General features: G+C 68.8%; 24 protein-coding genes. 13 read left to right on the top strand and 11 right to left on the bottom strand.

Going from position 1 to position 21,996, the window contains the following annotated elements; all coding sequences use genetic code 11:
- The 5 genes from MKK52_RS04580 to MKK52_RS04560 form a co-directional block, all read right to left on the bottom strand.
- A partial coding sequence (locus MKK52_RS04580; protein ID WP_243952617.1) for a hypothetical protein occupies positions 1 to 563 on the bottom strand: 563 nt, incomplete at its 3' end.
- Positions 564 to 763: 200 nt separating this feature from the next.
- Entirely contained in the window at positions 764 to 955 is a 192-nt protein-coding gene (locus MKK52_RS04575) for a helix-turn-helix transcriptional regulator (protein ID WP_243952615.1), read from the bottom strand.
- A gap of 93 nt (positions 956 to 1,048) precedes the next feature.
- A complete protein-coding gene (locus MKK52_RS04570) occupies positions 1,049 to 1,606 on the bottom strand; it encodes a hypothetical protein (protein WP_243952613.1) in 558 nt (185 codons plus the stop codon).
- Entirely contained in the window at positions 1,603 to 2,880 is a 1,278-nt protein-coding gene (locus MKK52_RS04565; RefSeq protein WP_243952611.1) for a tyrosine-type recombinase/integrase, read from the bottom strand. Before MKK52_RS04565 ends, MKK52_RS04570 begins: the two co-directional genes overlap by 4 nt.
- 363 nt (positions 2,881 to 3,243) lie before the next feature.
- Positions 3,244 to 3,489, bottom strand: coding sequence for a hypothetical protein (locus tag MKK52_RS04560; protein ID WP_243952610.1), 246 nt, complete (start codon positions 3,487 to 3,489; stop codon positions 3,244 to 3,246).
- 196 nt (positions 3,490 to 3,685) lie between these two features.
- On the opposite strand from MKK52_RS04560, the gene MKK52_RS04555 reads away from it, so the two are divergent.
- The gene (locus tag MKK52_RS04555; protein WP_243952608.1) at positions 3,686 to 3,859 is read left to right on the top strand and encodes a hypothetical protein; all 174 of its coding nucleotides are present in this window, start codon (positions 3,686 to 3,688) and stop codon (positions 3,857 to 3,859) included.
- Positions 3,860 to 3,935: 76 nt separating this feature from the next.
- On the opposite strand, the gene MKK52_RS04550 is transcribed toward MKK52_RS04555, so the two are convergent.
- Complete coding sequence (locus MKK52_RS04550; protein WP_243952606.1) at positions 3,936 to 4,160, bottom strand: hypothetical protein; 225 nt, start codon at positions 4,158 to 4,160, stop codon at positions 3,936 to 3,938.
- A gap of 438 nt (positions 4,161 to 4,598) precedes the next feature.
- Between MKK52_RS04550 and MKK52_RS04545 the strand changes: the two genes are divergently transcribed.
- On the top strand, positions 4,599 to 5,591 hold the full coding sequence (locus MKK52_RS04545) for a class I SAM-dependent methyltransferase (protein WP_243952604.1): 993 nt from the start codon (positions 4,599 to 4,601) through the stop codon (positions 5,589 to 5,591).
- Between the two features lie 343 nt (positions 5,592 to 5,934).
- Here the strand turns inward: MKK52_RS04545 and MKK52_RS04540 are convergent, their stop codons facing one another.
- Entirely contained in the window at positions 5,935 to 6,378 is a 444-nt protein-coding gene (locus MKK52_RS04540; protein WP_243952603.1) for a hypothetical protein, read from the bottom strand.
- A gap of 390 nt (positions 6,379 to 6,768) precedes the next feature.
- On the opposite strand from MKK52_RS04540, the gene MKK52_RS04535 reads away from it, so the two are divergent.
- Positions 6,769 to 9,711: a bifunctional [glutamine synthetase] adenylyltransferase/[glutamine synthetase]-adenylyl-L-tyrosine phosphorylase gene (locus MKK52_RS04535; RefSeq protein ID WP_243952621.1), complete on the top strand. Its 2,943-nt coding sequence runs from the start codon at positions 6,769 to 6,771 to the stop codon at positions 9,709 to 9,711.
- Here the strand turns inward: MKK52_RS04535 and MKK52_RS04530 are convergent.
- From MKK52_RS04530 to MKK52_RS04520, 3 genes are all read right to left on the bottom strand, one after another.
- Positions 9,700 to 11,127, bottom strand: coding sequence for a phosphomannomutase (locus MKK52_RS04530; protein ID WP_243952601.1), 1,428 nt, complete (start codon positions 11,125 to 11,127; stop codon positions 9,700 to 9,702). The two genes, MKK52_RS04535 and MKK52_RS04530, sit on opposite strands and share 12 nt — an antisense overlap.
- A 103-nt stretch (positions 11,128 to 11,230) precedes the next feature.
- Positions 11,231 to 11,653 (bottom strand): thiol-disulfide oxidoreductase DCC family protein, encoded by a 423-nt coding sequence (locus tag MKK52_RS04525; RefSeq protein WP_243952600.1) that lies wholly within the window; start codon positions 11,651 to 11,653, stop codon positions 11,231 to 11,233.
- A gap of 12 nt (positions 11,654 to 11,665) precedes the next feature.
- Positions 11,666 to 12,127 (bottom strand): MucR family transcriptional regulator, encoded by a 462-nt coding sequence (locus MKK52_RS04520; protein ID WP_243952599.1) that lies wholly within the window; start codon positions 12,125 to 12,127, stop codon positions 11,666 to 11,668.
- A 351-nt stretch (positions 12,128 to 12,478) separates the two neighbouring features.
- Between MKK52_RS04520 and MKK52_RS04515 the strand changes: the two genes are divergently transcribed.
- The 4 genes from MKK52_RS04515 (at position 12,479) to MKK52_RS04500 (ending at position 15,497) form a co-directional block, all read left to right on the top strand.
- A complete protein-coding gene (locus MKK52_RS04515) occupies positions 12,479 to 13,519 on the top strand; it encodes a helix-turn-helix domain-containing protein (RefSeq protein WP_243952598.1) in 1,041 nt (346 codons plus the stop codon).
- A 103-nt stretch (positions 13,520 to 13,622) separates the two neighbouring features.
- Positions 13,623 to 13,901: a hypothetical protein gene (locus MKK52_RS04510; protein WP_243952597.1), complete on the top strand. Its 279-nt coding sequence runs from the start codon at positions 13,623 to 13,625 to the stop codon at positions 13,899 to 13,901.
- A 132-nt stretch (positions 13,902 to 14,033) separates the two neighbouring features.
- On the top strand, positions 14,034 to 14,888 hold the full coding sequence (locus MKK52_RS04505) for a MipA/OmpV family protein (RefSeq protein WP_243952596.1): 855 nt from the start codon (positions 14,034 to 14,036) through the stop codon (positions 14,886 to 14,888).
- Between the two features lie 126 nt (positions 14,889 to 15,014).
- On the top strand, positions 15,015 to 15,497 hold the full coding sequence (locus MKK52_RS04500) for a hypothetical protein (RefSeq protein ID WP_243952595.1): 483 nt from the start codon (positions 15,015 to 15,017) through the stop codon (positions 15,495 to 15,497).
- Positions 15,498 to 15,501: 4 nt separating this feature from the next.
- On the opposite strand, the gene MKK52_RS04495 is transcribed toward MKK52_RS04500, so the two are convergent.
- Positions 15,502 to 15,795 carry a hypothetical protein gene (locus tag MKK52_RS04495; RefSeq protein WP_243952594.1) on the bottom strand — a complete coding sequence of 98 codons (294 nt, stop codon included), beginning with the start codon at positions 15,793 to 15,795 and terminating at the stop codon, positions 15,502 to 15,504.
- A 142-nt stretch (positions 15,796 to 15,937) separates the two neighbouring features.
- Here MKK52_RS04495 and MKK52_RS04490 point away from each other — a divergent pair, with 142 nt between their 5' ends.
- The 6 genes from MKK52_RS04490 to mnhG are packed head-to-tail and all read left to right on the top strand — an operon-like array spanning position 15,938 to position 21,905.
- A complete protein-coding gene (locus tag MKK52_RS04490) occupies positions 15,938 to 18,850 on the top strand; it encodes a monovalent cation/H+ antiporter subunit A (protein ID WP_243952592.1) in 2,913 nt (970 codons plus the stop codon).
- A complete protein-coding gene (locus tag MKK52_RS04485; protein WP_243952591.1) occupies positions 18,850 to 19,203 on the top strand; it encodes a Na+/H+ antiporter subunit C in 354 nt (117 codons plus the stop codon). Before MKK52_RS04490 ends, MKK52_RS04485 begins: the two co-directional genes overlap by 1 nt.
- The gene (locus MKK52_RS04480; RefSeq protein WP_243952590.1) at positions 19,200 to 20,804 is read left to right on the top strand and encodes a monovalent cation/H+ antiporter subunit D; all 1,605 of its coding nucleotides are present in this window, start codon (positions 19,200 to 19,202) and stop codon (positions 20,802 to 20,804) included. The genes MKK52_RS04485 and MKK52_RS04480 overlap by 4 nt, the downstream gene beginning before the upstream one ends.
- The gene (locus MKK52_RS04475) at positions 20,801 to 21,286 is read left to right on the top strand and encodes a Na+/H+ antiporter subunit E (protein WP_243952589.1); all 486 of its coding nucleotides are present in this window, start codon (positions 20,801 to 20,803) and stop codon (positions 21,284 to 21,286) included. The genes MKK52_RS04480 and MKK52_RS04475 overlap by 4 nt, the downstream gene beginning before the upstream one ends.
- Positions 21,283 to 21,567: a K+/H+ antiporter subunit F gene (locus MKK52_RS04470; RefSeq protein WP_243952588.1), complete on the top strand. Its 285-nt coding sequence runs from the start codon at positions 21,283 to 21,285 to the stop codon at positions 21,565 to 21,567. Before MKK52_RS04475 ends, MKK52_RS04470 begins: the two co-directional genes overlap by 4 nt.
- Positions 21,564 to 21,905, top strand: coding sequence for a monovalent cation/H(+) antiporter subunit G (gene mnhG / locus MKK52_RS04465; protein WP_243952587.1), 342 nt, complete (start codon positions 21,564 to 21,566; stop codon positions 21,903 to 21,905). Before MKK52_RS04470 ends, mnhG begins: the two co-directional genes overlap by 4 nt.
- The last annotated feature ends 91 nt before the right edge of the window (positions 21,906 to 21,996 follow it).

Genomic DNA, 21,996 nt, shown 5'->3' with positions numbered 1-21,996 from the left:
ATACCAGCTTGGCGCCATTCGTCGTGCTCGGTCAGCGCGTACATCGCCGCCGCTTCAAGACAGTCGATCTCCGTCTCGCAGAGATGTTCGAGAGCGGCCGTCATTACGATGGACAAGCCTAGCGCACTCACCTCTGCCATGCAGGTGTCATTGACCCACGCGGTGGCCAGCACTTGGTTGTCGCCGATGATGTCCAAGAGGAAGTCGGCGCGGTCGATCCACCGCGAACAGTCGAGAATGCCGGTCGTCCATGCTTCGACCGGTATGTCGGCCTCCATCCCAGCTACCTTAGGGTAGGCAGGCTCCTTCGGCCTCGGCAGTGGCGAGTGCGGCACGCTGTGACCGCCGTAGTTCTCAAAGCGAGGACAACCACTCAGACGCCTTGCATCCGCCACGAAACGGCAGCGCTCGGCGGCATCATGGATGCCTGCCATCACTGCGGTCCCCTCCAGATCGAACAGGAAGTGGTCGGGGTCGGATGATGCATCCGACGACGGCTTAAAGACCGGGACGGATACGCCATAAGCGGTCGGGAACATGCCGTAGGGATTACGAGCGCTCATCGCTGCGCCCTCCATGAGTCGAGGACGGGATAAGCAAGCTCGGCCAGCATCGCCGCCGTTGCGGGCGGGAGGCCAAAGCGGTGGATCAGAATACGGGCTTGAAGAGGGGCGTGATCTGGCGCATATCTCTTAACGCTGACTTGCCGGAAAGCATTCGAGAGACCCGCCGTCGCCCCGCGATGCGCGGGTTTCTTCATGGCTCAAGCAGCTTCCTTCTGAGCAGCATCGACCTCACATGCGCGCAGCCAATCGGCATCAGCGGCCTCGCTGATCCGGACGGAGCGCCCGACTTTCATGATGCGGGGCCCTTTGCCGGCCCTGAGCAGATTGTAGAAAGTGGCTCGGCAGATCTTCCTGCGCTCACACCACTCTTCAATTGTCCAAACTTGCATCTCTGCACCTGCCTGTGTTCGGGGCGGTGCATGTAAGATTATGCAGAACTATTCAGAATAAAACGATGATAAGCGTGATGTTCGCATTTTCCGTCAGACTTTACGGTCATCCTTTTTGGGACGCCCAATCTTCGCTGGTGCTTCCCTCTCAATCCGCCGAAAAACTGGCTCGGTGATGTGGCGACCAGGAAAAGCCTGACTTAGAAACTCTCTCCTCTCGGGCTTCGTCATCCTTTGCGTCACACTTTCATAGCGCAGCATCTCAATTGCCTTGACGGTATCTGCTTCTGATAGCGGCTTGCCTAATTCCGCGGTTGCGGCGCCGTCGTGGAGGTCTTGGTTTGATGCCGGTTCAAGGTACCGGTCCAACTCAACCTCGCGGACAAAGACGGGTAGATCCTGCCCTCGGGTCCATATTCCGAGTACCTGCGCCGCAACTTCCGCAGATATGACACCACCAGTGAGAATGATTCTTGCGTGTTCACCCAACCATACTTGGGGCGGAATAACCGAGAAGCTCGTTGCATCTGAATAGTACATCGCCGAAATCGACCCGCTGGCTAACAATGAGCCGAGATCTTCCGTCTCAACCTCGTTTAAGAGGGTTTCCAGACGTAACAAACCGGCAGGTGTAAAACTTGGCCCTGTCATCGGACCAACGGGATTGGCTGCACGTTGTCGCCGACGCCGCCGAAACGCGGCGCGCCCGCGCGGATGGCATCTGCGACGTAGCTGGGCGCGAGGTGCCCGTAGTGCTTCTCGACCATGCGCGTGTCCGCGTGGCCGAGGTTGCGAGACACCACCATCAGCGGGACGCCGGCCATGACGGACAACGACGCCCAGGTGTGGCGCAATCCGTGAAAGCTGATCGGCGGCGTGATGCTACCGTTGGTGCAAGCCTCACCCATCGGGCGGTTCTGATGCGACGGCGCCCAAGGATCGCCATTCGACTTCAGGAACATCCGCTCCGCACCGTGACGCCCGGCCGTGTGGCGCGCGAAGAAAGCCGCTCCGTCATCCGTCAGCACGATGTGACGCGGCTTGCCAGATTTCGAGGTGCGGATAGCGACCGTCCCAGAGTCGGAGTTGAAGTCTCGCACCTCCAGAGCGCAGAGTTCACCGTAGCGGGCGCCGGTTTCCAAACCGGCTTGCACTAGAGCGCGGAAGCCCGGCTCGGCCGCGTTGATCAGGCGCTTGGCCTCCGCAATCGTCAGGTAGCGAACGCGGGCGGCATCAACGTTCTCGAATGGCTCCACGCGCCGCCAAGCCAGATCGGAGGAAATGCCACCTCCCCTCCACGCTCGGTTCAGCGCAGCCTTGAGGATCGTCAGAGTCCGATTGGCCGACGAGCGGCGCTTGCGCTTCGTCTCGTCGTCGTTTGCGATCATCCGGTGTCGCTGTTCGCCACCGGCTTTTGAGCGAACCCGTGGAGCGGCCTTCGCTAGGTTGGAAAGCCACGTCTCGATCTGCTTCGTGGTGAGCGCTTCCACCTCGATGTCACCGAGGGTCGGCAGGATGTGCGCTTCAGAGCGGTGACGAGCATCCACACCGGTCTTTCGGTTCGCGTCGAGAAATTCGACGTAGGAGATCAGCGCATCCCGGACGGTAAGGGGGCCGGTCTTGCCGGCGGCACTGTGAGCCCGAGAGACCATCCGGTTTCGAGCAAGGTCCTGCGCCTGCCGGAAGCTCAGCACAGCTACGCCATCCGGGTCGGAGTAGTCGTCGGCGACGGCTAGCGTCTCGACCTCATAATCTTTGTCGCCGATGTAGTGACGGGCGACCCACTTCCCGGCACCCTTCTGAGGGCGGCGGTAGCCGAGGTGCAGGCCCGGCTCCAAGCCGCGATAGTATGGCTTCCCGCGCGGAAGCAGCCGCTGGCGAGCGGTGCGTGTCTCTAGGTTGGCGTCACGAACACTGCGGGCCACAGCGAGGCTCCTTTGCAGGCGATGTCCAACAGATGTCCAATATGCAGCGCTAGGCTCAGGTAGACAAGCCTAGGCGGCATTCGACCATCTAATTGTTGGAAGATCGGTTTTCGGTTCAGGAATTGACGCAGGTAGACGTCACAGCGTCTCTTTCACGGCGAAAACACGGGTTCGATTCCCGTAGGGCGCGCCAGCGGTGCTCAGCCCCACAATCAATTGCAGCTGCACTCAGTTAGCCTGGACGATGTTGGGGGATGGACCCCAACTGTCGTGCGATGCGCCCCCCCGCCAGCCGGTCGTGACTGGCACCACCATCCGACGCGTCTGCATGGCCGCCGGATAGTGGTGGAGTGGAGGACTCGATCAGGCCGCGAGATCATCCACGACGGGCACGGCGAAGAACTTGAACGTGTCCTCCATCAAACCGCCCTCGGCATCCATGGCATCCGAGCAATGCTGGCTTTCGATGGGCGTCGAAAGGCGATGGGTAAAGGTCGAGCTTGGCGCCTTCGCTCTCGCTTCGGACATTTGACGCTCCAAGTCAGCGTCATGCATCGAGTGGCAATACATCCAGGGTTCGCCATCTTTCTCAATCGTCACGTAGGCCATGGCTGTTCTCCTGCGGTCAGGGACGAACAACGCGGCAGGACGCGATAAGTTGGGATGAGCCCAGCGCCGTCTTGAATGGGGCGCACATGCGGTCACGGAAGCCGCCGATGGCCCAGCGCGGCTAAAGTCTGAGGCGGGCGGCATCCCGTCCCCACCTCCGGCGTTGTCTCTCGGCAAATGCTCAGAGGAGGCGACGATGGCAACCCATTCGGCTCAGTGGGATGAAGGCAAGGCGGCCAAGCAATCCGGGGCGCCCTACACCGCCGACCCCTACCGCGCGGGCTCGCAGGAAAGTGCCGACTGGCTCGCGGGCTACACCGACGATGAGCGGGAGCAGAACGTAGACCGTCCCGAACCTGGCGAGGGCTGAGGACAAAGGGGCCGGCTCTTGGCAGATCGCGCGAGGGCCGCCCCCGCGACGGCTGCTGGCTTGCCTCGGGCCGAACTCAGTTCGACTCGACGGTGATGTCAGCGAAGTAAGCCGCCATACGCTTCGCCACCTCCAGATCCCGACACTCGATGTGAAGCTGCGCCGGAAAAACCGCCGCCTCCTCGCGGAGCTGGAGCAGGATGGTCTCGGCCGCCGTGGCAGTCTCGCCCTCGGTTTCCCCGAAGACGCGGCACTCGTAGTTTCGTCCGCGAATGATGATGTTGAAGGGTGCGTCCTGCATGTCCCCGAGATGGGAGCTGCGGGCGCACCGCGCGATGCGACAGAAGGCCATCAGACCCCTTCGGCCGTTTGCCATCGGGCCAGGGTGGTAGACTGTCTGCCGGCTGAGCCCCGCCGCTGAACAGCCCCTGGCCCTGCGCTCGCCCCTCCCGCACCGTGTCGCGCGGCTGCCGCGTGAAGCAGGGCTTCCGGCCGAGATCGGCGCCCTCCCGGCCTTCTGCGCGCCTATACGGTCTCTGTTACATCCGCATCGTTGCGGCCGAGGCGCTATACTCATTTGGGTGAAAAACTTGAATGATTAAATTCGGAATTTCGGCATCGTCAGGCCATTGACGCAGTCATAAGATCGGTGTTAAATTCCTATGTAATTATATTCGTTGACACGAATTGATCTTGTATCTCGCGAGATCAAGTTCGTTGACATTCAACACGCTATCACATGGGCAATCTCACGAATAACGTTTGTCGTGTCTGCGACTCAACATCTCTCGGCGAGCCGTTTATCGCGCGCGAGATGATGTTTGGTATGCGGGACGAGTTCAAATACGTGACATGCTCCGATTGCAGCTCTGCGCAGATAGCGGCTGTCCCACCCGATCTGTCTCGCTACTACCCAGCCGATTATTACTCATTTTCGACCACGGGATCCGACCGTAAGATCAGCCTTCGCGAACGAATTATTTGGAAACTCATCTCCAGCCGCGACATGCATGCTTTGGGTAAACGGAGCATCGTCGGCGCAATACTTTGCTGGCTGAAGCGGCCAAGCCAAAATCTTGTCCTGTTCAAGAAACTCAAGATCAAGAAGTCGGCTCGTATTCTTGACGTAGGCTGCGGAGGCGGGGCGCTCTTAGACGTCCTTGCTGCGGGCGGATACACCGACCTGCTGGGCGCCGACCCCTTCATTGAGCGTGAGATCACGACCTCCCGTGGCGTCAAAGTACTCAAACGAGAGCTTCAAGAGACCCCTGGCGTCTTTGATGTGATCATGCTCCACCATTGCCTGGAGCATGTCGGAGAGCCGTCCAAGACGCTCGGGGTCATTCGCAGCAAACTGTCCCCCGATGGCGTCTGCATCATTCGACTGCCAACGACATCGTCCGAAGCGTGGGAGCGTTACGGCGCCAACTGGGTTCAGCTCGACCCGCCCCGCCATCTCATCATCCCCTCCCGGGAGGGCATGGCGATCATGGGCGACAACAACGGGCTCAAGTTGGTCGAGACGATCGACGATTCCTCGGGTTTTCAGTTTTGGGGCAGCGAGCAATACCTGCAGAACATCTCACTGGTCCGGAACGGAATCACAGACCGCCTCGACAAGCCCGCCCTCACGATCTCGAAACAGAAGCTTCGGGAATTCGACCATCTGGCCCAAGATCTCAACCGCAGCGGCAGGGGGGATCAGGCGGCCTTTATCTACAGGCGGGCTTAGCGGCTGTTACGGACCTGCAGCTGCGCCAGTTTTGCGAGGATGCAATCCTGTCGCGCCTATCGGTCCGATGTCAGCGATGAAGAACGGACACGGGTCGCCCCCCCACTTGACGCGGCTGCCCGAGACGGCCGCCCAGCACAAGCATAGTTTGCGCGGGGTGCTGTGCTTGGCTGCGGGCCGGACCGGGGGGTCTTTCGCCTAGGGGCTCGACAGCACGGACGTCGTCTACGTCGATCAGGGCTAATCGGCGAGCGCGGCGAAAGCGGCCGCCGCGGCAATAGGGCGATGCCCCACAGATCCTTCTCGGCAGAGCCTCAGCCCTTACCACCGTCAGATGATGCCCTCACAGTGACTTTTGATCTGCTGTTTCGGGCTTTCCATTTGAACGAATCGTTACATGATATCGATGTCGATGCGGTGTCCCCAACAGGTCTACAAACTCAACAATGAAGGCGTCCTCTCCACTTGAGGATGGGCGCGATTTGTAGAAGATACCTTGGCCGATCACCTTCTTGGTATTGCATCTATAGCGCGGATTCTGAGGCGGAAAACTAGGATAAACTGAAATGTTTTCGACAGTGACACGACCTTGCGATGGTTCTTGCAGCAATGAAATCGTGGGCTTCGCAATCGGATGGCAGTCTGCATCGAGGCCTACGAGGCGTTCTATCTGCTGTATTTTCCCGCTTTCTACGACCTTCTCGACTGTGCGCAGCGGCTGTGCTTCGGCAGTATAAGAGAATGCTACAAAGCTGCCGACGAAAAGTGTTAAAAAGTCAATGCGCATCGAAAGGCCTGTCTAGCTGACTCGCCTAATAGCAGTCGAATCTTTCTTGCCGTCAAGCTCGCAGGTCGATGCTTCATCCAGCTTTCTAACGGATGGCTAAGATAAAGTACGGGTGTGTTTGAGGGGGCGCAGCCCATCCCGCGGGAATGTCTGCCGAGCGGCCCATCATCATTCGAATGCCCAACCCCATCCGTAGCCAGCCCTCAGCCTGCAACGGCTCGCACAGGTCGCGCCGAGGTTGAGCCGTCCCGACAATGCATCGATCGAAGCGCGAGCTATCGTGTGCAACCTCTCTTCTGAGTCGTCTCGATTGACACGGTGCGGCGGACGCGGTCTGCGCACGGGTGGGTTTAGCCCTCGGCGAATGCTTTCGGAGGCCCTCTCATGCGGATGGACGGCACCCTGCGCCAGCGGCTGCGGCCGTGCTGTCCCGCGGTCGCGTCCCCCCTCGCCCGCGAGCGGCTCGCGGAGATCGCGACCGCCTTTCCCGACGGGTTCCTGACGCCGCCCCTGCGGGACTTGCTCCTCGGCCTCGCGGAGCATTCCGAGTTCCTGTGGCAGAGCGTGGCGCGGGCGCCGGAGCGGTTCGTCGCCCTGGTGGAGCAGGCGCCGGAGGCGGCCCATGCCGATCTCGTCGCCGGGCAGCGGGCGGCAGGGGCTTCGTGCGCCAGCGAGGCCGACCTCGCCGCCCTCGGCAAGCGGTTCCGGGCCAACCGGATCGCCCATGCGCTCCTCGTGGCGCTCGCCGACCTCGGCGGGCTGTGGGACCTCGACGCGGTCACGCGGGCCCTGACGGAGTTCGCCGACGCCTCCGTTGCCGCCGGGCTCGATGCGCTGCTGCGCCGGGCCGCCGCCGGGGGGCGGGTCCGCCTCGCCGATCCCGATGACCCCGCCCGGGCAAGCGGGCTATTCGTCCTCGGGCTCGGCAAGCTCGGCGGGGGCGAGCTCAACTATTCGAGCGATATCGACCTCGTCGTCTTCTACGACGCGGCGCGCGCCGAAGCCGTCGCCGGGGCAGAGGCCAAGGCCGTGTTCGGCAAGGTCGCGCAGGACCTCGGGAAGCTCCTGTCCCAGCGCACGGCGGACGGCTACGTCCACCGGGTCGATTACCGGCTGCGGCCCGATCCGGGCTCGACCGCGCTCGCCCTCTCCACGGCCTATGCCTTCGAGTACTACCAGTCCATCGGGCAGGATTGGGAGCGCGCGGCCTTCATCAAGGCGCGGGCGATCGCGGGCGACATCGAGGCCGGGGACGCGTTCCTGGCCGAACTCGGCCCCTTCATCTGGCGCCGCCACTTCGACTTCGCGGCCATCGCCGAGATCCACGCCCTCAAGCGGCAGATCCACGCCGTGCGCGGCCACGACGAGATCGCGGTGGAAGGGCACGACATCAAGATCGGGCGCGGGGGCATCCGCGAGATCGAGTTCTTCGCGCAGACGCAGCAGCTCGTCTTCGGCGGCCGGCAGCCGGCCCTGCGCAGCCGCCGCACCGTCGAGACCCTGGGCGGGCTGTGCGCGGCGGGCTGGATCGACGCGCGGGCGCGGGACGAACTGACCGAGGCCTACACGTTCCTGCGCACCATCGAGCACCGCCTGCAGATGCTGCGCGACGAGCAGACCCAGCGCCTGCCCTCCGATCCCGACGCCCTGGAGGGCTTCGCGCGCTTCTGCGGCTTTGCCACCCGCGCGGCCTTCGACGAGACCCTGCTCGCCCATGCGGCCCGGGTGCAGGGGCATTACGCCCTGCTGTTCGAGGGCGGGGCGGGCGAGGCGGCGGCGCCCCTCGCCTTCGGCCCCGGCGAGGCCGAGCCCGCAACCCTCGCGGGGCTCGAACGGCTCGGCTTCCGCGAGGCGGCGCGCGCCCATGGCATCGTGCGAGACTGGCATCTCGGCCGCCACGGCGCCCTGCGCGGCGGGCGCGCCCGCGAGATCCTGTCGGATTTCCTGCCCGCCCTCCTGACGGCGCTCGGTGGCACGCCGGACCCGGACGCGGCGCTGCTGACCCTCGACCGGGCCTTCGCCCGAATGCCGGCGGCGGCGGAACTCCTGGCGATCCTGCGCTCGCACGAGCGCCTGCGCGGGCTGTTCGCGGACCTGCTCGGCGCCTCGCCGCTCCTCGCCGAGACGGTAGGGCGCAGCCCCCACGTCCTCGACGCGGTGCTGGAGCCGGATTTCATCGCGCCGGTCTCCGGGCCGGAGGCCCTCGCCGGCCAATACCGGGCGCTGGTCGGCGCGCCCGCCACCTACGAGGATCTCCTCGACCGCTGCCGCGACGCGGCGCGGCGGATGGGCTTCGTCACGGGGGCGCGCCTCGTCTCCGGCCTGATCACGCCGGCCCAGGCGGGCCACGCCTATTCGGGAATCGCCGAGGCGGCGGTCGGCCTCGTGCTGGAGGCCGAGACGCGACGCTTCGCGGAGGAGCACGGCTCCGTACCGCGCGGGCGCTGCTGCGTGCTGGCGCTGGGGCGGCTCGGCTCGCGCCAGCTCACCGCCGCGTCCGACCTCGACCTCGTCGTCGTCTACGATTTCGACCCCGACGCCCGGATGAGCGACGGCCCGCGCCCCCTCGACGCGGTGGTGGCCTACAACCGCCTCGCCCAGCGCCTCGTCGCGGCGCTGACGGTGCCGACGCGGCGCGGGCGGCTCTACCGGGTGGACCTGCGGCTGCGCCCCTTCGGCAGCCACGCGCCGCCCGCCGTGCAGGTGAAGGGCTTCGCCGCCTATTATTCGGAGGAGGGCGAGGCCGAGGCCTGGGAGCACATGGCGCTGACCCGCGCCCGGATCGTGGCGGGCGATGCCAGCCTCGCGGCCGAGGTGGAGGGGATCATCGCCGATGTCGTGACGCGCCCCCGCGACCCGGCTTCCCTCTGCGCCGAGGCCGGGGCGATGCGCGCCCTGGTGACGAAGGCGCGCGGCTTTGCCGGCCCGCACGATCTGAAGCTGGCGCCGGGCGGGCTGTTCGACCTCGATTTCCTGGCCCAGGCCCTCATCCTCGCGGGCCATCTGACGGACTGCGTCGGCTGCGCGGCCGGCCACGTCCTGCACCGGGCGGGGGAGCGCGGCCTGATCCCGCCCGAGGCGGCGGAGGCCCTGGCGCAGGCCCACGCGGTGCTCGACGCCGCCGCCCAGTGGCAGCGCCTGACCCTGGAGGACGCGACCAAGCCGCCCCCGGCCAACGCCGCCCGCCGCATCGCCCACGCCATGAACCTGCCGGATGCCCGTACGCTCGCGGCCGAGTTGCGCGTCCAGCGCAGGAGCGTCCGCACCCGGCTGGTCGCGCTCAAGGGGATGCTCGCCGCCCGGAGCGGGCGGCGTTCGCGATCAGGCCCCTGAACGTCCGCCCATCGCATCCCGGGCCGCCGCCAGCCCCCAGCGCACCAGCTCCTGCGCGGCGTCGGCCGAGGGCGCCTCGGCGTAGCAGCGCAGCTCCGGTGCGTTGCCGGAGGCGCGGAAGTGGATCGTCCGCCCTCCGTCCAGCTCGATCCGCACGCCGTCCTGCCGGTCGACCGCCTGCGGGGTGCCAAGCGCGCGGAGGAAGTCCGCCCGGAAGGCCGCGTCGTCGAGCCGGGCCAGGAAGGCGCCGCTGAGGTCCGAGGGCGTGTTCGGGAGGCGGTCGCTCGCCATCTCGCCCGCGTCGAGGGAGGTGACGAGCTCGGCCAGCGTCCCGCCGGAGGCGCGCATCGCCGCCAGGGTGGCGAGGATCGGCAGCATCGCGTCGCGGGTCGGCAGGGCCGCGAGGGGGCCATGGCCCACCACCACGTCGGAGCCGAGGAGGAAGCCGCCATTGGCCTCGAACCCGGCGACCGGGGCGGCCCCGTCCGCCCGCGCCGCCTCCATGCCGGCGATGACGAAGGGCGAGCCGACCTTCGTCCGCACGACGCGGCGGAAGCCGCCGGTGCGCTCCAGGGCCGAGCCGGCCGTCACCGGCACCACTACCGTGTCGATGCCCAGGTGGCGGGACGTGATCAGGCCCAGGATATCCCCGCGCACGATCCGACCCGCGCCGTCGGCCATCAGCGGCCGGTCGGCGTCGCCGTCGGTCGTCACCAGGGCATCGTACGCGCCGGAGGCCATCACCTCGCGGATGAAGGCGATGTCCTCCGGGCGATGCGCCTCGGTGTCGATCGGCACGAAGGTCTCCGAGCGGCCGATGGCCATCGCCTCGGCGCCGAAGGCCGCGAGCAGGTCGCTGAGCAGGTCGCGGGCGACCGAGCTCTGCTGGTAGACCGCGATCCGCAGGCCGGCGAGGGCGTCGGCCGGGAAGGCGTCCCGGTAGCGCTGCCGGTAGCGCTCGATCGCCCCCTGCTCCTGGGTGGCTGGGGAGGCCGCCGACGGCCCGCCGGTCTCCGCGACGGCCTTGAGCGCCGCCAGGATGGCGCTCTCGTCGGCCTTGGTGATCTCGCCCTCGGCCCGGTAGAACTTCAGGCCGTTGCGGTCCTCCGGGATGTGGCTGCCGGTCACCATGACGGCGCAGGCGCCGCGCCGCATCGCCTCGAGGGCCAGGGCCGGCGTCGGCAGGGCGCCGCAATCGACGGCCGCGAAGCCGGAGGCCGCCGCCGCCTCCGCCACGGTGGCCGCGATCTCTGGGCTGCTGGCCCGCAGGTCCCGTCCGATCACCACGGTGCGCTCGCCGGGGTGGCCCGCCGCGATGGCGTGGAAGAAGGCCTGCGCGTAGGCGAAGCTCGGGCCTCCCACGAGGTCCACGACCAAGCCGCGCAGGCCGCTCGTTCCGAATTTCAGGCTGCTCACAGCGGCTCCCTTGGCATCGATGGCAAAGCAGGGTGTCGCCACGAATTACGCGAAGAGGGCGCCGCAACAAAGCGCGATTGCAGGCCGGTGCCGAATGCCGCCCTCAGTCGCGCCGCCACCGCCCGACGAGCCGCGCCAGCCAGGGCCGCAGCGGCAGGGAGAGGCGGTAGGCGGCCTCCGCCACGGGCAGGACGGGGCGAAACCCCAAGACGCGCAGGTCCACGAGTCCCGCGAGCCAGCGCCAGCCCGGCAGGACCCGCCACAGGCGCGCGAAGGCCGCCGCGCCGGAGACGAGGGTCCCGGCCCCGTCGCGCACGTGGAAGCGGCGCAGGGCGCACGTGCGGTCCAGGCCCTCGCCCAGGACCGCGTCCGGGTTCCGCCCGACATCGACGAAGTCGAGCCGCCGGGCGCCCTCGCAGCCGCGGTAATGGTCGATCTCGGCGCGGCAGAGCGGACAGCTTCCGTCGTAATAGACCGTGAGGTCCTTGTCCGATCCGCCGAGGGGAGACGAGGGGGGGCCGGCCATCGCGGCGGCCCGTCAGGCGACCTTGCGGCGGCCCTTCGCGGGGGCGGCCTCGGCGGCGGGCTCGGGGGCGACCGGCTCGGGAGCCTTGCGCGCGGCGCGCTCGCCGGGGCGGCCGAGGCCCAGGGACTTGGCGAGGCTGGAGCGCTTCTCGCTGTAGGCCAGGGCCACCATCGGATAGTCGCCCGGCAGGCCGAACCGCTCCCGGTAGCTGTCCGGGTCGAGGCCATGCGAGGTCAGGTGACGCTTCAGCGTCTTGTAGGTCTTGCCGTCGATGAAGCTGACGATGCCCTCCGGTTTCACCGACTTGCGGATCTGCGCCGCCGACGGCTTGTTCGAAGGCTCCTCGGCCCCCTGGAGGGCGCTCCCGTCGGCGAAGCCGTTGAGCGAGGCGTGCACGCTGGCGATGAGCGCAGGCAGATCGGTCACGGCAACGTGATTGTGGGAGACATAAGCGGCGACAATCTCGCCGGTCATCTCAATAAACTCTAAAGTTTTGTCGGGGGCTGATCCGGTCATGGAGAAGGCTTTCGGCTTGAACAATAGAGATAACTAAAGCGACCCCCATGCCAGTTCAATGCCGAACCTGTGCTTAAACATACAACTTGAAGGTGCATAGCTCCGTCGCAGGCCTGCCGCGTCGCCGGGCGGTCCTGGGCGCGGCCGGTGCTGTCGAGCCCGCCCTGCCCCTGGGTAGAAAGATTGTCTGCAATTGACACCAAATCCATGGCAACTGTGTTGTGCCGGGCTGATCCCTCGGTAAGACCTTGACCGGACACGGGTCCAGCCCGGTCGAGCAGGCGGACCGGAGCGACGTTCGAACCAGCGATGACGGTACGCGGACCCAATCTCCGTCTGGAGGGCTCGACCCTCGGCCCGCGGAAGGTCTCGGCCTGGCGCGAGGCCGTGGCCCCGTTCTGGGACGTGCGCATCCGCAAGGAGGACACGCCGGAATTCCGGGGCCGGTCGGAGGTCTACCACCTCGGCAACGCCATCGTCGGCTTCACCGCCGCCTCGGAGTTGCGCATCGAGCGCTCGCGTGGCCTCGTCGCGCGGATGGGCGTCGATCACATCGCCATCCAGATGCGCATGGACGGCCATGCCGAGGTGGAGGCCGCCGGGCGCGAGACGGACCTTGCCACCGGCGACATCGCCCTCCTGGACCTGTCGCGGCCCCTCGCGATGCGCTCGACCGATTACCGGGCGATGACCCTGATCATGCCCCGCGCCCTGTTCCCGGAGGAGGGGCAGGGCCTGGAGGAGGCGCATGGGACGATCCTGCGGGGGCGCACGCCGTTCGGCACCCTGGTGAGCGACCACCTGCGCTCCCTCGGGACGAACGCGCCGCATTTCACCGCCGACGAGGCGCGGGCCGCCTCCGAGGCGACGGCCATCCTCGTCGGCATGGCGGCCCGCACGGCGGCCGGGGCGGATCGCGGCGGGCGCCCGGCGGAGCGCGCGCCGGTGCTCCTCGTGATCCGCCGCTACATCGACGCCGAGATCGGCTCGCCGCTGTTGAGCGTGAGCCACCTCTGCCACCGCTTCGGCATCTCCCGCAGCGGGCTCTACCGCCTGTTCGCGCCGCTGGGCGGCGTGCTCGAATACATCCGCCGCTGCCGGCTCGCCCGCGCCTACCGCGACCTCGTGGAGGCCGGGCCGCACGGGATCCGCGTCTCGGAGATCGCCTACCGCTACGGCTACGGCAGTCCGGTGAGCTTCACCCAGGCGTTCCGGGCGGAGTTCGGCCTCAGCCCGGTGGACGTGCGGGCCGGCGGGTCCGGGGCCGGGCCGGGCGGGGGCGCCCCGGATGCGCTGCCTGCCGGCGGCTGGGACGATTTCTACGATTGGGTGCTCCGACTCGACGTGTGAGGCCGGTGCATTGGGACGCCCGCTGAACACTTTGGGACGGGCGCCGGTCGCGAGGGACCCGGCTTCGCGCGACATATCTCCAGGTTGTGCTGGATGGATGTCCATGGTGCGGAGAGAGGGTGAGCGGCCGGTGGCCTGGCTCAGGCGGCGGCAGGACGAGATGTGGGCGCCGGAATCGTCGCGGACCCGCAATCCCCGGATCCGGCGCTGGATCGGCGCCGCCCGCCGCCGGGCCTTGCGCATGCAGCGCGAGGAGACGTCCGGGAGCGCGCAGGTCATCACCCTCACCTGGGCCCAGACCTTCGGCCGGCCCTCGGCCCCCCGGCAGGACGCCCCCACCCTCGCCCAGGGCGAGACCATCGTCCTGCTGCGGCGCGGCTGAGCCGCCTCACGACGCCCCCCCGCGCGGCCATGGTGCCGCAGCCCGGACCGAAACGGCGCTGATCGAGACAATGTGTCTGGCGTGCCGCGGCGCGCGCGGGAATCTGCGCGCCGAGAAAGGCAGGTCCGTTCGGTGGGTAACGCGTCGAGTCTCGTATCCGGCCTGCGCGCCGGGGTGGCCTGCCTGCCCCTCGCCGCCGCCGTCACCCCCGCCGTCGCGCAGGACATGCCCGCGCGCCCGGCCGCCTTCACCTACGTGGACGCCGAGACCTGGGAGATCACCGTGAGCGCCACGGCCCAGGCGATCCCGCGCTATCCGGGGGCGGCGGATTACACCGCCGTGGGCTATCCCGGCCTCGACATCCGCAAGTCCGGCGAGCCGCGCCGTTTCTCCGCGCCGGACGACAATTTCAGCTTCACCCTCTACGACACCGAGGCGTTCCGCACCGGCCCGACCCTGCGCTTCGTCCCCGGCCGCTATTACGGCGACGACCGCGCGCACCTGTTCGGGTTCCGCGACGCGCGGATGGCCTTCGAGCCCGGCCTGTTCGTGGAGATCTACCCCGTCTCCGCCATCCGCCTGCGCGGTGAGGTCCGCCAGGGGGTCTACGGGCATCACGGCACGGTGGGCACCGTGGCCGCCGACTACCTCCTGCCCGTGGGGCGGTGGCTGATCTCGGCGGGGCCGCGCTTCAACATCGGCGATGCGAGCTTCGCGCGGACCTATTTCGGGGTGAGCCCGATCGAGGCCGCCGTCAACGGCCGCGTCGCCCCCTACGACCCCGGCAGCTTCTATTCCGCCGGACTCCTCGCGGCCGTCACGTTCCGCCAGGACGACACGTGGTCCTACACCGCCTATGGCGGCTACAGCCGCATCCTCGGCGCCTCCGGCGAAAGCCCCCTGGTCGACCGCCCCTACGGCAACCCCGACCAGTTCACCTTCGGCCTGCGCGTGGACTACACGTTCAAGGCGAAGCCGCTCCTGTAGCGCCACAAGCCCCTCTCCGCACACGCAGTTTTCAACTGCGAATGACGGTTGCGCGCTTGTCGAAATCACAGCCGCAAGTAGCGTCCGCTCCGGTTCGCACGCGCCCGCGACCTGGAGGATCCCGTCATGGTCCGCTCACCCCTAGCCACCGCCCTGCTCGGTGTCACCCTCGGCCTGTCCGTCACCCCCGCCCTCGCCCTGACCACGAAGGAGTGCTCGACCAAGTACCAGGCCGCCAAGCAGGACGGCACGCTGAACGGCCGGAAGTGGAACGATTTCCGCAGGGCCGAATGCGGCGCGGAGGCCGCTCCGGCCCAGGCGGCCGCGACCGTGCCGAACCCGATGGCCCCGGCCGGCGGCACCAAGACCGCCGCCCCCGCGCCGGCCCCCTCCCCCGCGCCGGCGGCCACCGCCGCCGCGACCGGCACGGCCGCCTTCCCGGCGAAGGTCGATCCGAAATACGCGAGCGAGTCGGCCGGCAAGCAGCGGATGCACACCTGCCTCGACAGCTACAACGCCGCCAAGGCCGCCGGCACGCTCGGCGACATGAAGTGGATCCAGAAGGGCGGCGGCTATTACAGCGCGTGCAACAAGCGGCTGAAGGGCTGAGGCCCTACGGCATCACCCAGACGCAGGCGCCGCCGGCCTGGGCGAGGCATTCGTAGATCGCCCCGCCGAAGGTCGAGCGGCGCTCCACGGCGCCGAGCGTCTCCCGCGCGACGAGGCGGCAGCCGGGCGGCTTCTCGGCCTGTGCCGCCGCCCGGACGGGATCGTCCCCCGCCCCGGCCGACCATTGCCGCAGGGCGACGAGGTTCTCGCAGACCGGGACCGCTTCGCCGCCCCCCTGCGCGAGGGCCGGCCCTGCGGCGGCGAGGCCCAGAACCACCGCAAGCGACGTGACGCGCATGGCGACCTCCCTACGGACGATCGTCCGGAGCCGGTGAGATGGGCCGGCGCCGCCCGCCGGCAAGGCGTGGCGCCGGGCTTTGCGCGTTCCACGGCGGCAACACTGTTGCTTGGCCGCGGAAAGTGCGCTCTTCCCTCTGACGATGCCGCCCGAACTCCTCCTCGCCGCCGCCGCGACCCTGCCCTTCCTCGGCAGCGTCGTGGCGATCTGCCTGCCGAGCCACGCGCGCGGGGCCGCCGCCGGGGTGACGGGATTCGCGACGCTGGCGAGCCTCGCCTGCCTCGCGTGGCTCTCGCCCCTCGCCGCGGGGCCGGAGCCCGTCACATTCGCCGTCGACTGGCTGCCGAGCCTCGGCGTCCGCTTCGTCCTGCGCCTCGACGGACTCGCCTGGATCTTCTCGCTGCTGATCCTCGGGATCGGCGCGCTGGTGGTGCTCTATGCGCAGTACTACATGGCCGCCGCCGATCCGGTGCCGCGCCTGTTCTGCTACTTCCTCGCCTTCGTGGGCGCGATGCTCGGCATCGTGCTCTCGGGCAACGTGCTCCAGCTCGTCGTCTTCTGGGAATTGACGAGCATCGTCTCGTTCCTGCTGATCGGCTACTGGTCCGACAACGCCTCGGCCCGCGATGGGGCGCGGATGGCGCTCACCATCACCGCCGCCGGGGGCCTGTGCCTCCTCGTCGGCATGGTCATCCTCGGGCGGATCGCGGGCAGCTACGATCTCGACGCGGTGCTCGCCTCGGGGACGGCGATCCGCGAGAGCCCCCTCTACCTGCCGGCCCTGGTGCTGATCCTGGCCGGGGCGCTCACCAAGTCGGCGCAGTTCCCGTTCCACATCTGGCTGCCCCGGGCGATGGCGGCGCCGACGCCGATCAGCGCCTACCTCCACTCGGCGACGATGGTGAAGGCCGGCATCTTCCTGATGATCCGCCTGTGGCCGGTCCTGTCGGGCACGGAGAGCTGGTACTGGATCGTCGGCACCGCCGGCATGGCGACGATGCTGGTCGGCGCCTGGAGCGCGATCTTCCAGCACGACCTGAAGGGGCTGCTCGCCTATTCCACCATCAGCCATCTCGGGCTGATCACCCTGCTGCTCGGCCTCGATTCGCCGCTGGCGGTGGTGGCCGCGATCTTCCACACGGTGAACCACGCGACCTTCAAGGCCTCGCTGTTCATGGCCGCCGGGATCATCGACCACGAGACCGGCACGCGGGACATGCGCCGCCTCAGCGGGCTGTGGCGGGCCATGCCCTACACCGGAACGCTCGCCATGGTCGCCGCCGCCGCCATGGCCGGCGTGCCGCTGCTCAACGGCTTCCTTTCCAAGGAGATGTTCCTGGCCGAGGCGGTCGACAACCGGGGCGACCACGCCCTCAACCTCGCCCTGCCGGTGCTGGCGACCCTGGCGAGCGCCTTCACGGTGCTCTACTCCCTGCGCTTCATCCGCCAGACCTTCTTCGGCCCCCCGGCGCGGGACCTGCCCCACGCGCCACACGAGCCGGCGCGCTGGATGCGCATCCCCATCGAGGCGCTGGTGCTCGTCTGCGTCGCCATCGGCCTCGTGCCGAACCTGACGATCGGGCCGCTCCTGGCCGGCGCCGCCCGCGCCGTGCTCGGGGACCGCACGCCCGATTACGACCTCGCCCTCTGGCACGGGTTCAACGCGCCCCTGGCCATGAGCGTCCTGGCGCTGGCAGGCGGCGTCGCGCTCTACATGGCCTTCGGCAAGCGCATCGACACCAACCCGCGCGGCGGCCCGTGGCTGATGGACCGGCTCGACGGCGGCTGGCTGTTCGAGCGCGGCATGACCAACCTCGTGCGCGGCGCCCGCTGGCTCGAGGCGCGGCTCGGCACCGAGAGGCTGCAGCCGCAGCTGCGCATCCTGTTCCTCGCCGCCCTGCTGGCCGCCACGGCGGCGGGCCTCGGGCGGGGGCTCGACCTGTTCGCGCCGGGGCGGACCACCGCCTTCGATCCCGCCTTCGCCCTGCTCTGGCTGGTCGGCGCGGCTTGCGCCGTCGGCGCGGCGGAGCGGGCGAAATACCACCGGCTCTCGGCGGTGATCCTGCTCGGCGGGGCGGGTCTCGTGAGCTGCCTCAGCTTCCTCTGGCTCTCGGCCCCGGACCTCGCGGTGACGCAGATCCTCGTGGAGATCGTCACCACGGTGATGCTGCTCCTGGGCCTACGCTGGCTGCCCAAGCGCGACGCGGCGATCCCCGCGCCAGCCTCCGAGCGGGGGCGGGCGCGGCGGCGGCGCCTCATCGACCTCGCCATCGCGGCCTGCGCCGGGTCCGGCCTCGCCGGGCTGGCTTACGCGGTGATGACCCGGCCCCCCGTCGAGGGGATCAGCCGCTGGTTCGTGGAGGAGGCCTATCCGCAGGCGGGCGGGCGCAACGTCGTCAACGTGCTGCTGGTCGATTTCCGGGCCTTCGACACCCTGGGCGAGATCTGCGTGCTGGGCGTGGTCGGGCTCACCGTCTTCGCCCTGCTCCGCCGCTTCCGCCCCGCCCCCGACAGCCGCGCGCGCCCGGCCCAGCAGATCCGGCAGGACGCCTACGATCGAGGCCGCGAGGGGCGCGAGCCCGGCCACACCGCCGCCGATGCGCTGATGGTGCCGCGCACGGTGATCACGTGGCTGTTTCCCTTCGTCGTGCTGCTCGCCCTGCACCTGTTCCTGCGCGGGCACGACCTACCCGGCGGCGGCTTCGCTGCGGGCATCACGCTGACCATCGGCTTCATGCTGCAATACATGGCCAACGGCGCCGAATGGGTGGAGGCGCGCCTGCGCATCCAGCCGATCCTCTGGATCGGGATCGGCCTCCTCGTGTCGGTTTTCGCCGGGGCGACCTCCTGGCTGTTCGCGCACCCGTTCCTCACCGCCGCCTTCGCCTATTGGGATGCGCCGATCCTCGGCAAGGTGCCGCTCGCCTCCGCCCTGATCTTCGATCTCGGCATCATGGTCCTCGTCGTCGGCGCGAGCGTGCTGATGCTCGTGGCGCTGGCCCACCAGTCCCTGCGGCGGACGCGGGGGGTCGAGGCCGAGCGGGAGCGCGCCTGATGGAACTCGTCCTCTCCCTCGGGATCGGGGTGCTGTCCGCCGCCGGGATCTGGCTGATCCTGCGGCCACGCACCTTCCAGGTCGTGCTCGGGCTGTCGCTCCTGAGCTACGCGGTGAACCTGTTCATCTTCGGCATGGGGCGGCTGACCGTCGGGGCGCCGCCGGTCCTCGGCGCCGGGCCGGACATCGTCTCCGTGGACGATCCCGTGCCCCAGGCCCTGGTGCTCACCGCCGTAGTGATCAGCTTCGCGCTGACCGCCCTGTTCCTCGTGGTGCTGCTGGCCGCCCGGGGCGTGACCGGCTCGGACCATGTCGACGGGCGCGAGCCGCACCAGGAAGAGCCCCGCCCATGAACCCGCGCATGAACCCGGCCGTGACGAACCTCGCCGTCGAGACCGCGTGGTCGGACCACGTCACCGTCCTGCCGGTGGTGCTGCCGATCGCGGTGGCCGGGGCGATGTTCCTCCTCGACGAGCGCCGCCGCGCGCTGAAGGCGAGCCTATCCTTCGCGACGATCCTCGCCCTGATCGCCATCGCCGTGACCCTCGTCGTCTCGGTCTCGGACGCGCCGCGCGTCTACCGCCTCGGCAACTGGGCCGCGCCCTACGGGATCGTCCTTGTGGCCGACCGGCTCTCGGCGATGATGCTCGCCCTGTCCTCGGTGCTGGGGCTCTGCGCGCTGGTCTTCTCCTTCGCCCGCTGGGGGCGGGCGGGGCCGCGCTTCCACGGCCTGTTCCTGCTCCTGCTGATGGGGGTGAACGGCGCCTTCCTGACCGGCGACCTGTTCAACCTGTTCGTGTTCTTCGAGGTGATGCTCGCGGCCTCCTACGGGCTCGTCCTGCACGGTTCGGGGGAGACGCGGATCCGCGCCGGGCTCGGCTACATCGCCGTGAACCTTGTCGCCTCGCTGTTCTTCCTCGTCGGCGTCAGCCTGATCTACGGCACGATGGGCACGCTCAACATGGCCGACCTCGCCCGGCGCCTCGCCGGGCCCACGGCGGGCGAACTCGCCCTGTTCGAGATCGGCTGCGCCATCCTCGGCCTCGCCTTCCTGATCAAGTGCAGCGCGTGGCCCCTGGGCTTCTGGCTGCCCTCCACCTACGCGGCGGCCACCGCGCCGGCCGCCGCCATCCTCGCGATCCTCAGCAAGGTCGGCATCTACGTGGTGGTGCGCCTGAGCCTCCTCGTCTTCGGCGCGGGTGTCTCGGCGGGCTTCGGCCAGACAATGCTGTTCGCGGCGGGGCTCGCGACCCTCGCCTTCGGGACGGTGGGCCTGCTCGCCGCCCGCGACCTCACCCGCGCGGCGGGCTACGCGGTGATGGTCTCCTCCGGCACGGTGCTCGCCGCCCTCGGCTCCGGCAACGACCGGGCGCTGGCGGGGGCGCTCTACTACCTCGTCGGCTCGACGCTGGCGGCGGGCGCCCTGTTCCTCCTCGCAGAGATCCTCCAGCGCGGGCGCGATCCGGCCGAGGCCGCCGCGCCGGTCTTCGCCGACGAGTACCGCGACCCGTTCGACGACGAGGATTCCGTCGAGGTCGGCAGCGTCATCCCGGCGGGCGTCGCGATCCTCGGCGTCGGCTTCCTGCTCTGCACGCTGATGCTGGCGGGTATCCCGCCGCTCGCGGGCTTCGTCGGCAAGCTCGCGATCTTCGTGGGCGCCGCCGACGCGCCCTCCCCCACCGGCTGGTGGCTGATCGCCGCCCTCACCCTGTCGAGCCTGTTCACGCTGATGCCGCTGGTGCGGCTCGGCATCCTGAACCTCTGGGTGCGCGACGCGGACAAGCCGCCGACGCTGGCCCGCTCCGAGGTCGCGGCGCTGGCCGGCCTGCTCGCGACCTGCCTCGCCCTCTCCGTCTGGGGCGGCCCGGCGCTCGCCTATGCCGACGCGACGGTGGGCTGGCTGACCCAGCCGCAGGATTACGTCCGCGCCGTCCTGGGAGGGTCCGCCCCGTGAGGCTCCTGCCCCATCCCTGGCTCTCTGCCGGCCTCGCCCTGGCGTGGCTCCTCCTCAACGCCCCGGTGACGCCCGGCAGCCTGCTGCTGGCGCTGGCCGTGGGCCTGACCGTCCCGGCGGTGATGAACGCCCTCCAGGCCCGGCCCGTGCGGGTGAAGGCCCCCGGCGCCCTCCTCCGGCTGGCGGGGATCGTGCTCGTGGATATGGTCCGCTCGAACATCGACGTCGCGCGGATCATCCTCGGCCGGCAAACCGGCGCGCGGCGGACGGGGTTCGTGGCGATCCCCCTCGACCTGCGCGAGCCCTTCGCCCTGTCGCTCCTGTCGATCATCCTCACGGCGACGCCGGGCACCCTCTGGGTGCAGTACGATTCCGACACCGGCCGGCTCCTGCTGCACGTCCTCGACTTCCCGGACGGCGAGGCCTGGATCCGCCGAGTGAAGGACCGCTACGAACGTCCCCTGATGGAGATCTTCGCATGAGCGCCGTGACCATCCTCGATTGGGGGCTCGGCCTCGCCCAGGCGATGCTGGTCCTCGCCATGGCCATCGCCGCCTGGCGGATGCTGCGCGGCCCCCGCGCGCAGGACCGGGTGCTCGGCCTCGACACCCTTTATCTCAACGGGATGCTGGCGATCGTGGTGCATGGGATGCGCACCGGCAGCGGCCTGTATTTCGAGGCGGCCTTCATCGTCGGGATGCTCGGCTTCACCGCCTCGGTGGCGCTGGCCAAGTTCCTGATGCAGGGCGAGGTGGTGCAGTGACCGGCGCCGGCCTGCCCGTCTGGGCCGCCCTCCTCGTCGTCGGCCTCGCCCTGACGGGCGCCGCCTTCTCGCTCACCGGCGCCATCGGCCTGATCCGGCTCAGGACCTTCTACGAGCGCGTCCACGCGCCGACGCTGGGCGCGACCCTCGGCATGGCGCTGATCCTGTGCAGCTCGGTGCTGCTGCTGTCGCTGATCGAGGGGCGCCTCGTGCTGCGCGACCTGCTGATCGGCGTGTTCCTCACGGTCACGACGCCGGTCACGCTGCTGCTCCTCGCCCGCGCCGCCGCCCACCGCGACCGGCACGAGGGGCGGCCGGGCGCGCCGCCGAAATCCTGAGGGCCCCCTCGGCACACGTCGCCGGTCCCCGTGTCATTGGCCACCACGGCGACAGTCTTCGGAAACTGTTCCCGGCCTGACGTACGCCCCC

The organism is Methylobacterium sp. J-067, assembly GCF_022829465.1.
Classification (GTDB): domain Bacteria; phylum Pseudomonadota; class Alphaproteobacteria; order Rhizobiales; family Beijerinckiaceae; genus Methylobacterium; species Methylobacterium litchii.
The sequence above is the reverse complement of the archived record's forward strand: the minus strand, read 5'-3'. Positions and strand labels throughout refer to the sequence as shown.

Coding starts and splice junctions, on each gene's coding strand:
- MKK52_RS04520 (WP_243952599.1), bottom strand. CDS start 12,127: ATGACCGGCGAGATTGTCGCCGCTTATGTCTCCCACAATCACGTTGCC.
- MKK52_RS04550 (WP_243952606.1), bottom strand. CDS start 4,160: ATGCAGGACGCACCCTTCAACATCATCATTCGCGGACGAAACTACGAG.
- MKK52_RS04545 (WP_243952604.1), top strand. CDS start 4,599: ATGGGCAATCTCACGAATAACGTTTGTCGTGTCTGCGACTCAACATCT.
- MKK52_RS04480 (WP_243952590.1), top strand. CDS start 19,200: ATGAACCCGCGCATGAACCCGGCCGTGACGAACCTCGCCGTCGAGACC.
- MKK52_RS04555 (WP_243952608.1), top strand. CDS start 3,686: ATGGCAACCCATTCGGCTCAGTGGGATGAAGGCAAGGCGGCCAAGCAA.
- MKK52_RS04540 (WP_243952603.1), bottom strand. CDS start 6,378: ATGCGCATTGACTTTTTAACACTTTTCGTCGGCAGCTTTGTAGCATTC.
- MKK52_RS04515 (WP_243952598.1), top strand. CDS start 12,479: ATGACGGTACGCGGACCCAATCTCCGTCTGGAGGGCTCGACCCTCGGC.
- MKK52_RS04570 (WP_243952613.1), bottom strand. CDS start 1,606: ATGACAGGGCCAAGTTTTACACCTGCCGGTTTGTTACGTCTGGAAACC.
- MKK52_RS04535 (WP_243952621.1), top strand. CDS start 6,769: ATGGACGGCACCCTGCGCCAGCGGCTGCGGCCGTGCTGTCCCGCGGTC.
- MKK52_RS04490 (WP_243952592.1), top strand. CDS start 15,938: ATGCCGCCCGAACTCCTCCTCGCCGCCGCCGCGACCCTGCCCTTCCTC.
- MKK52_RS04500 (WP_243952595.1), top strand. CDS start 15,015: ATGGTCCGCTCACCCCTAGCCACCGCCCTGCTCGGTGTCACCCTCGGC.
- MKK52_RS04575 (WP_243952615.1), bottom strand. CDS start 955: ATGCAAGTTTGGACAATTGAAGAGTGGTGTGAGCGCAGGAAGATCTGC.
- MKK52_RS04485 (WP_243952591.1), top strand. CDS start 18,850: ATGGAACTCGTCCTCTCCCTCGGGATCGGGGTGCTGTCCGCCGCCGGG.
- MKK52_RS04510 (WP_243952597.1), top strand. CDS start 13,623: ATGGTGCGGAGAGAGGGTGAGCGGCCGGTGGCCTGGCTCAGGCGGCGG.
- MKK52_RS04495 (WP_243952594.1), bottom strand. CDS start 15,795: ATGCGCGTCACGTCGCTTGCGGTGGTTCTGGGCCTCGCCGCCGCAGGG.
- MKK52_RS04470 (WP_243952588.1), top strand. CDS start 21,283: ATGAGCGCCGTGACCATCCTCGATTGGGGGCTCGGCCTCGCCCAGGCG.
- MKK52_RS04525 (WP_243952600.1), bottom strand. CDS start 11,653: ATGGCCGGCCCCCCCTCGTCTCCCCTCGGCGGATCGGACAAGGACCTC.
- MKK52_RS04560 (WP_243952610.1), bottom strand. CDS start 3,489: ATGGCCTACGTGACGATTGAGAAAGATGGCGAACCCTGGATGTATTGC.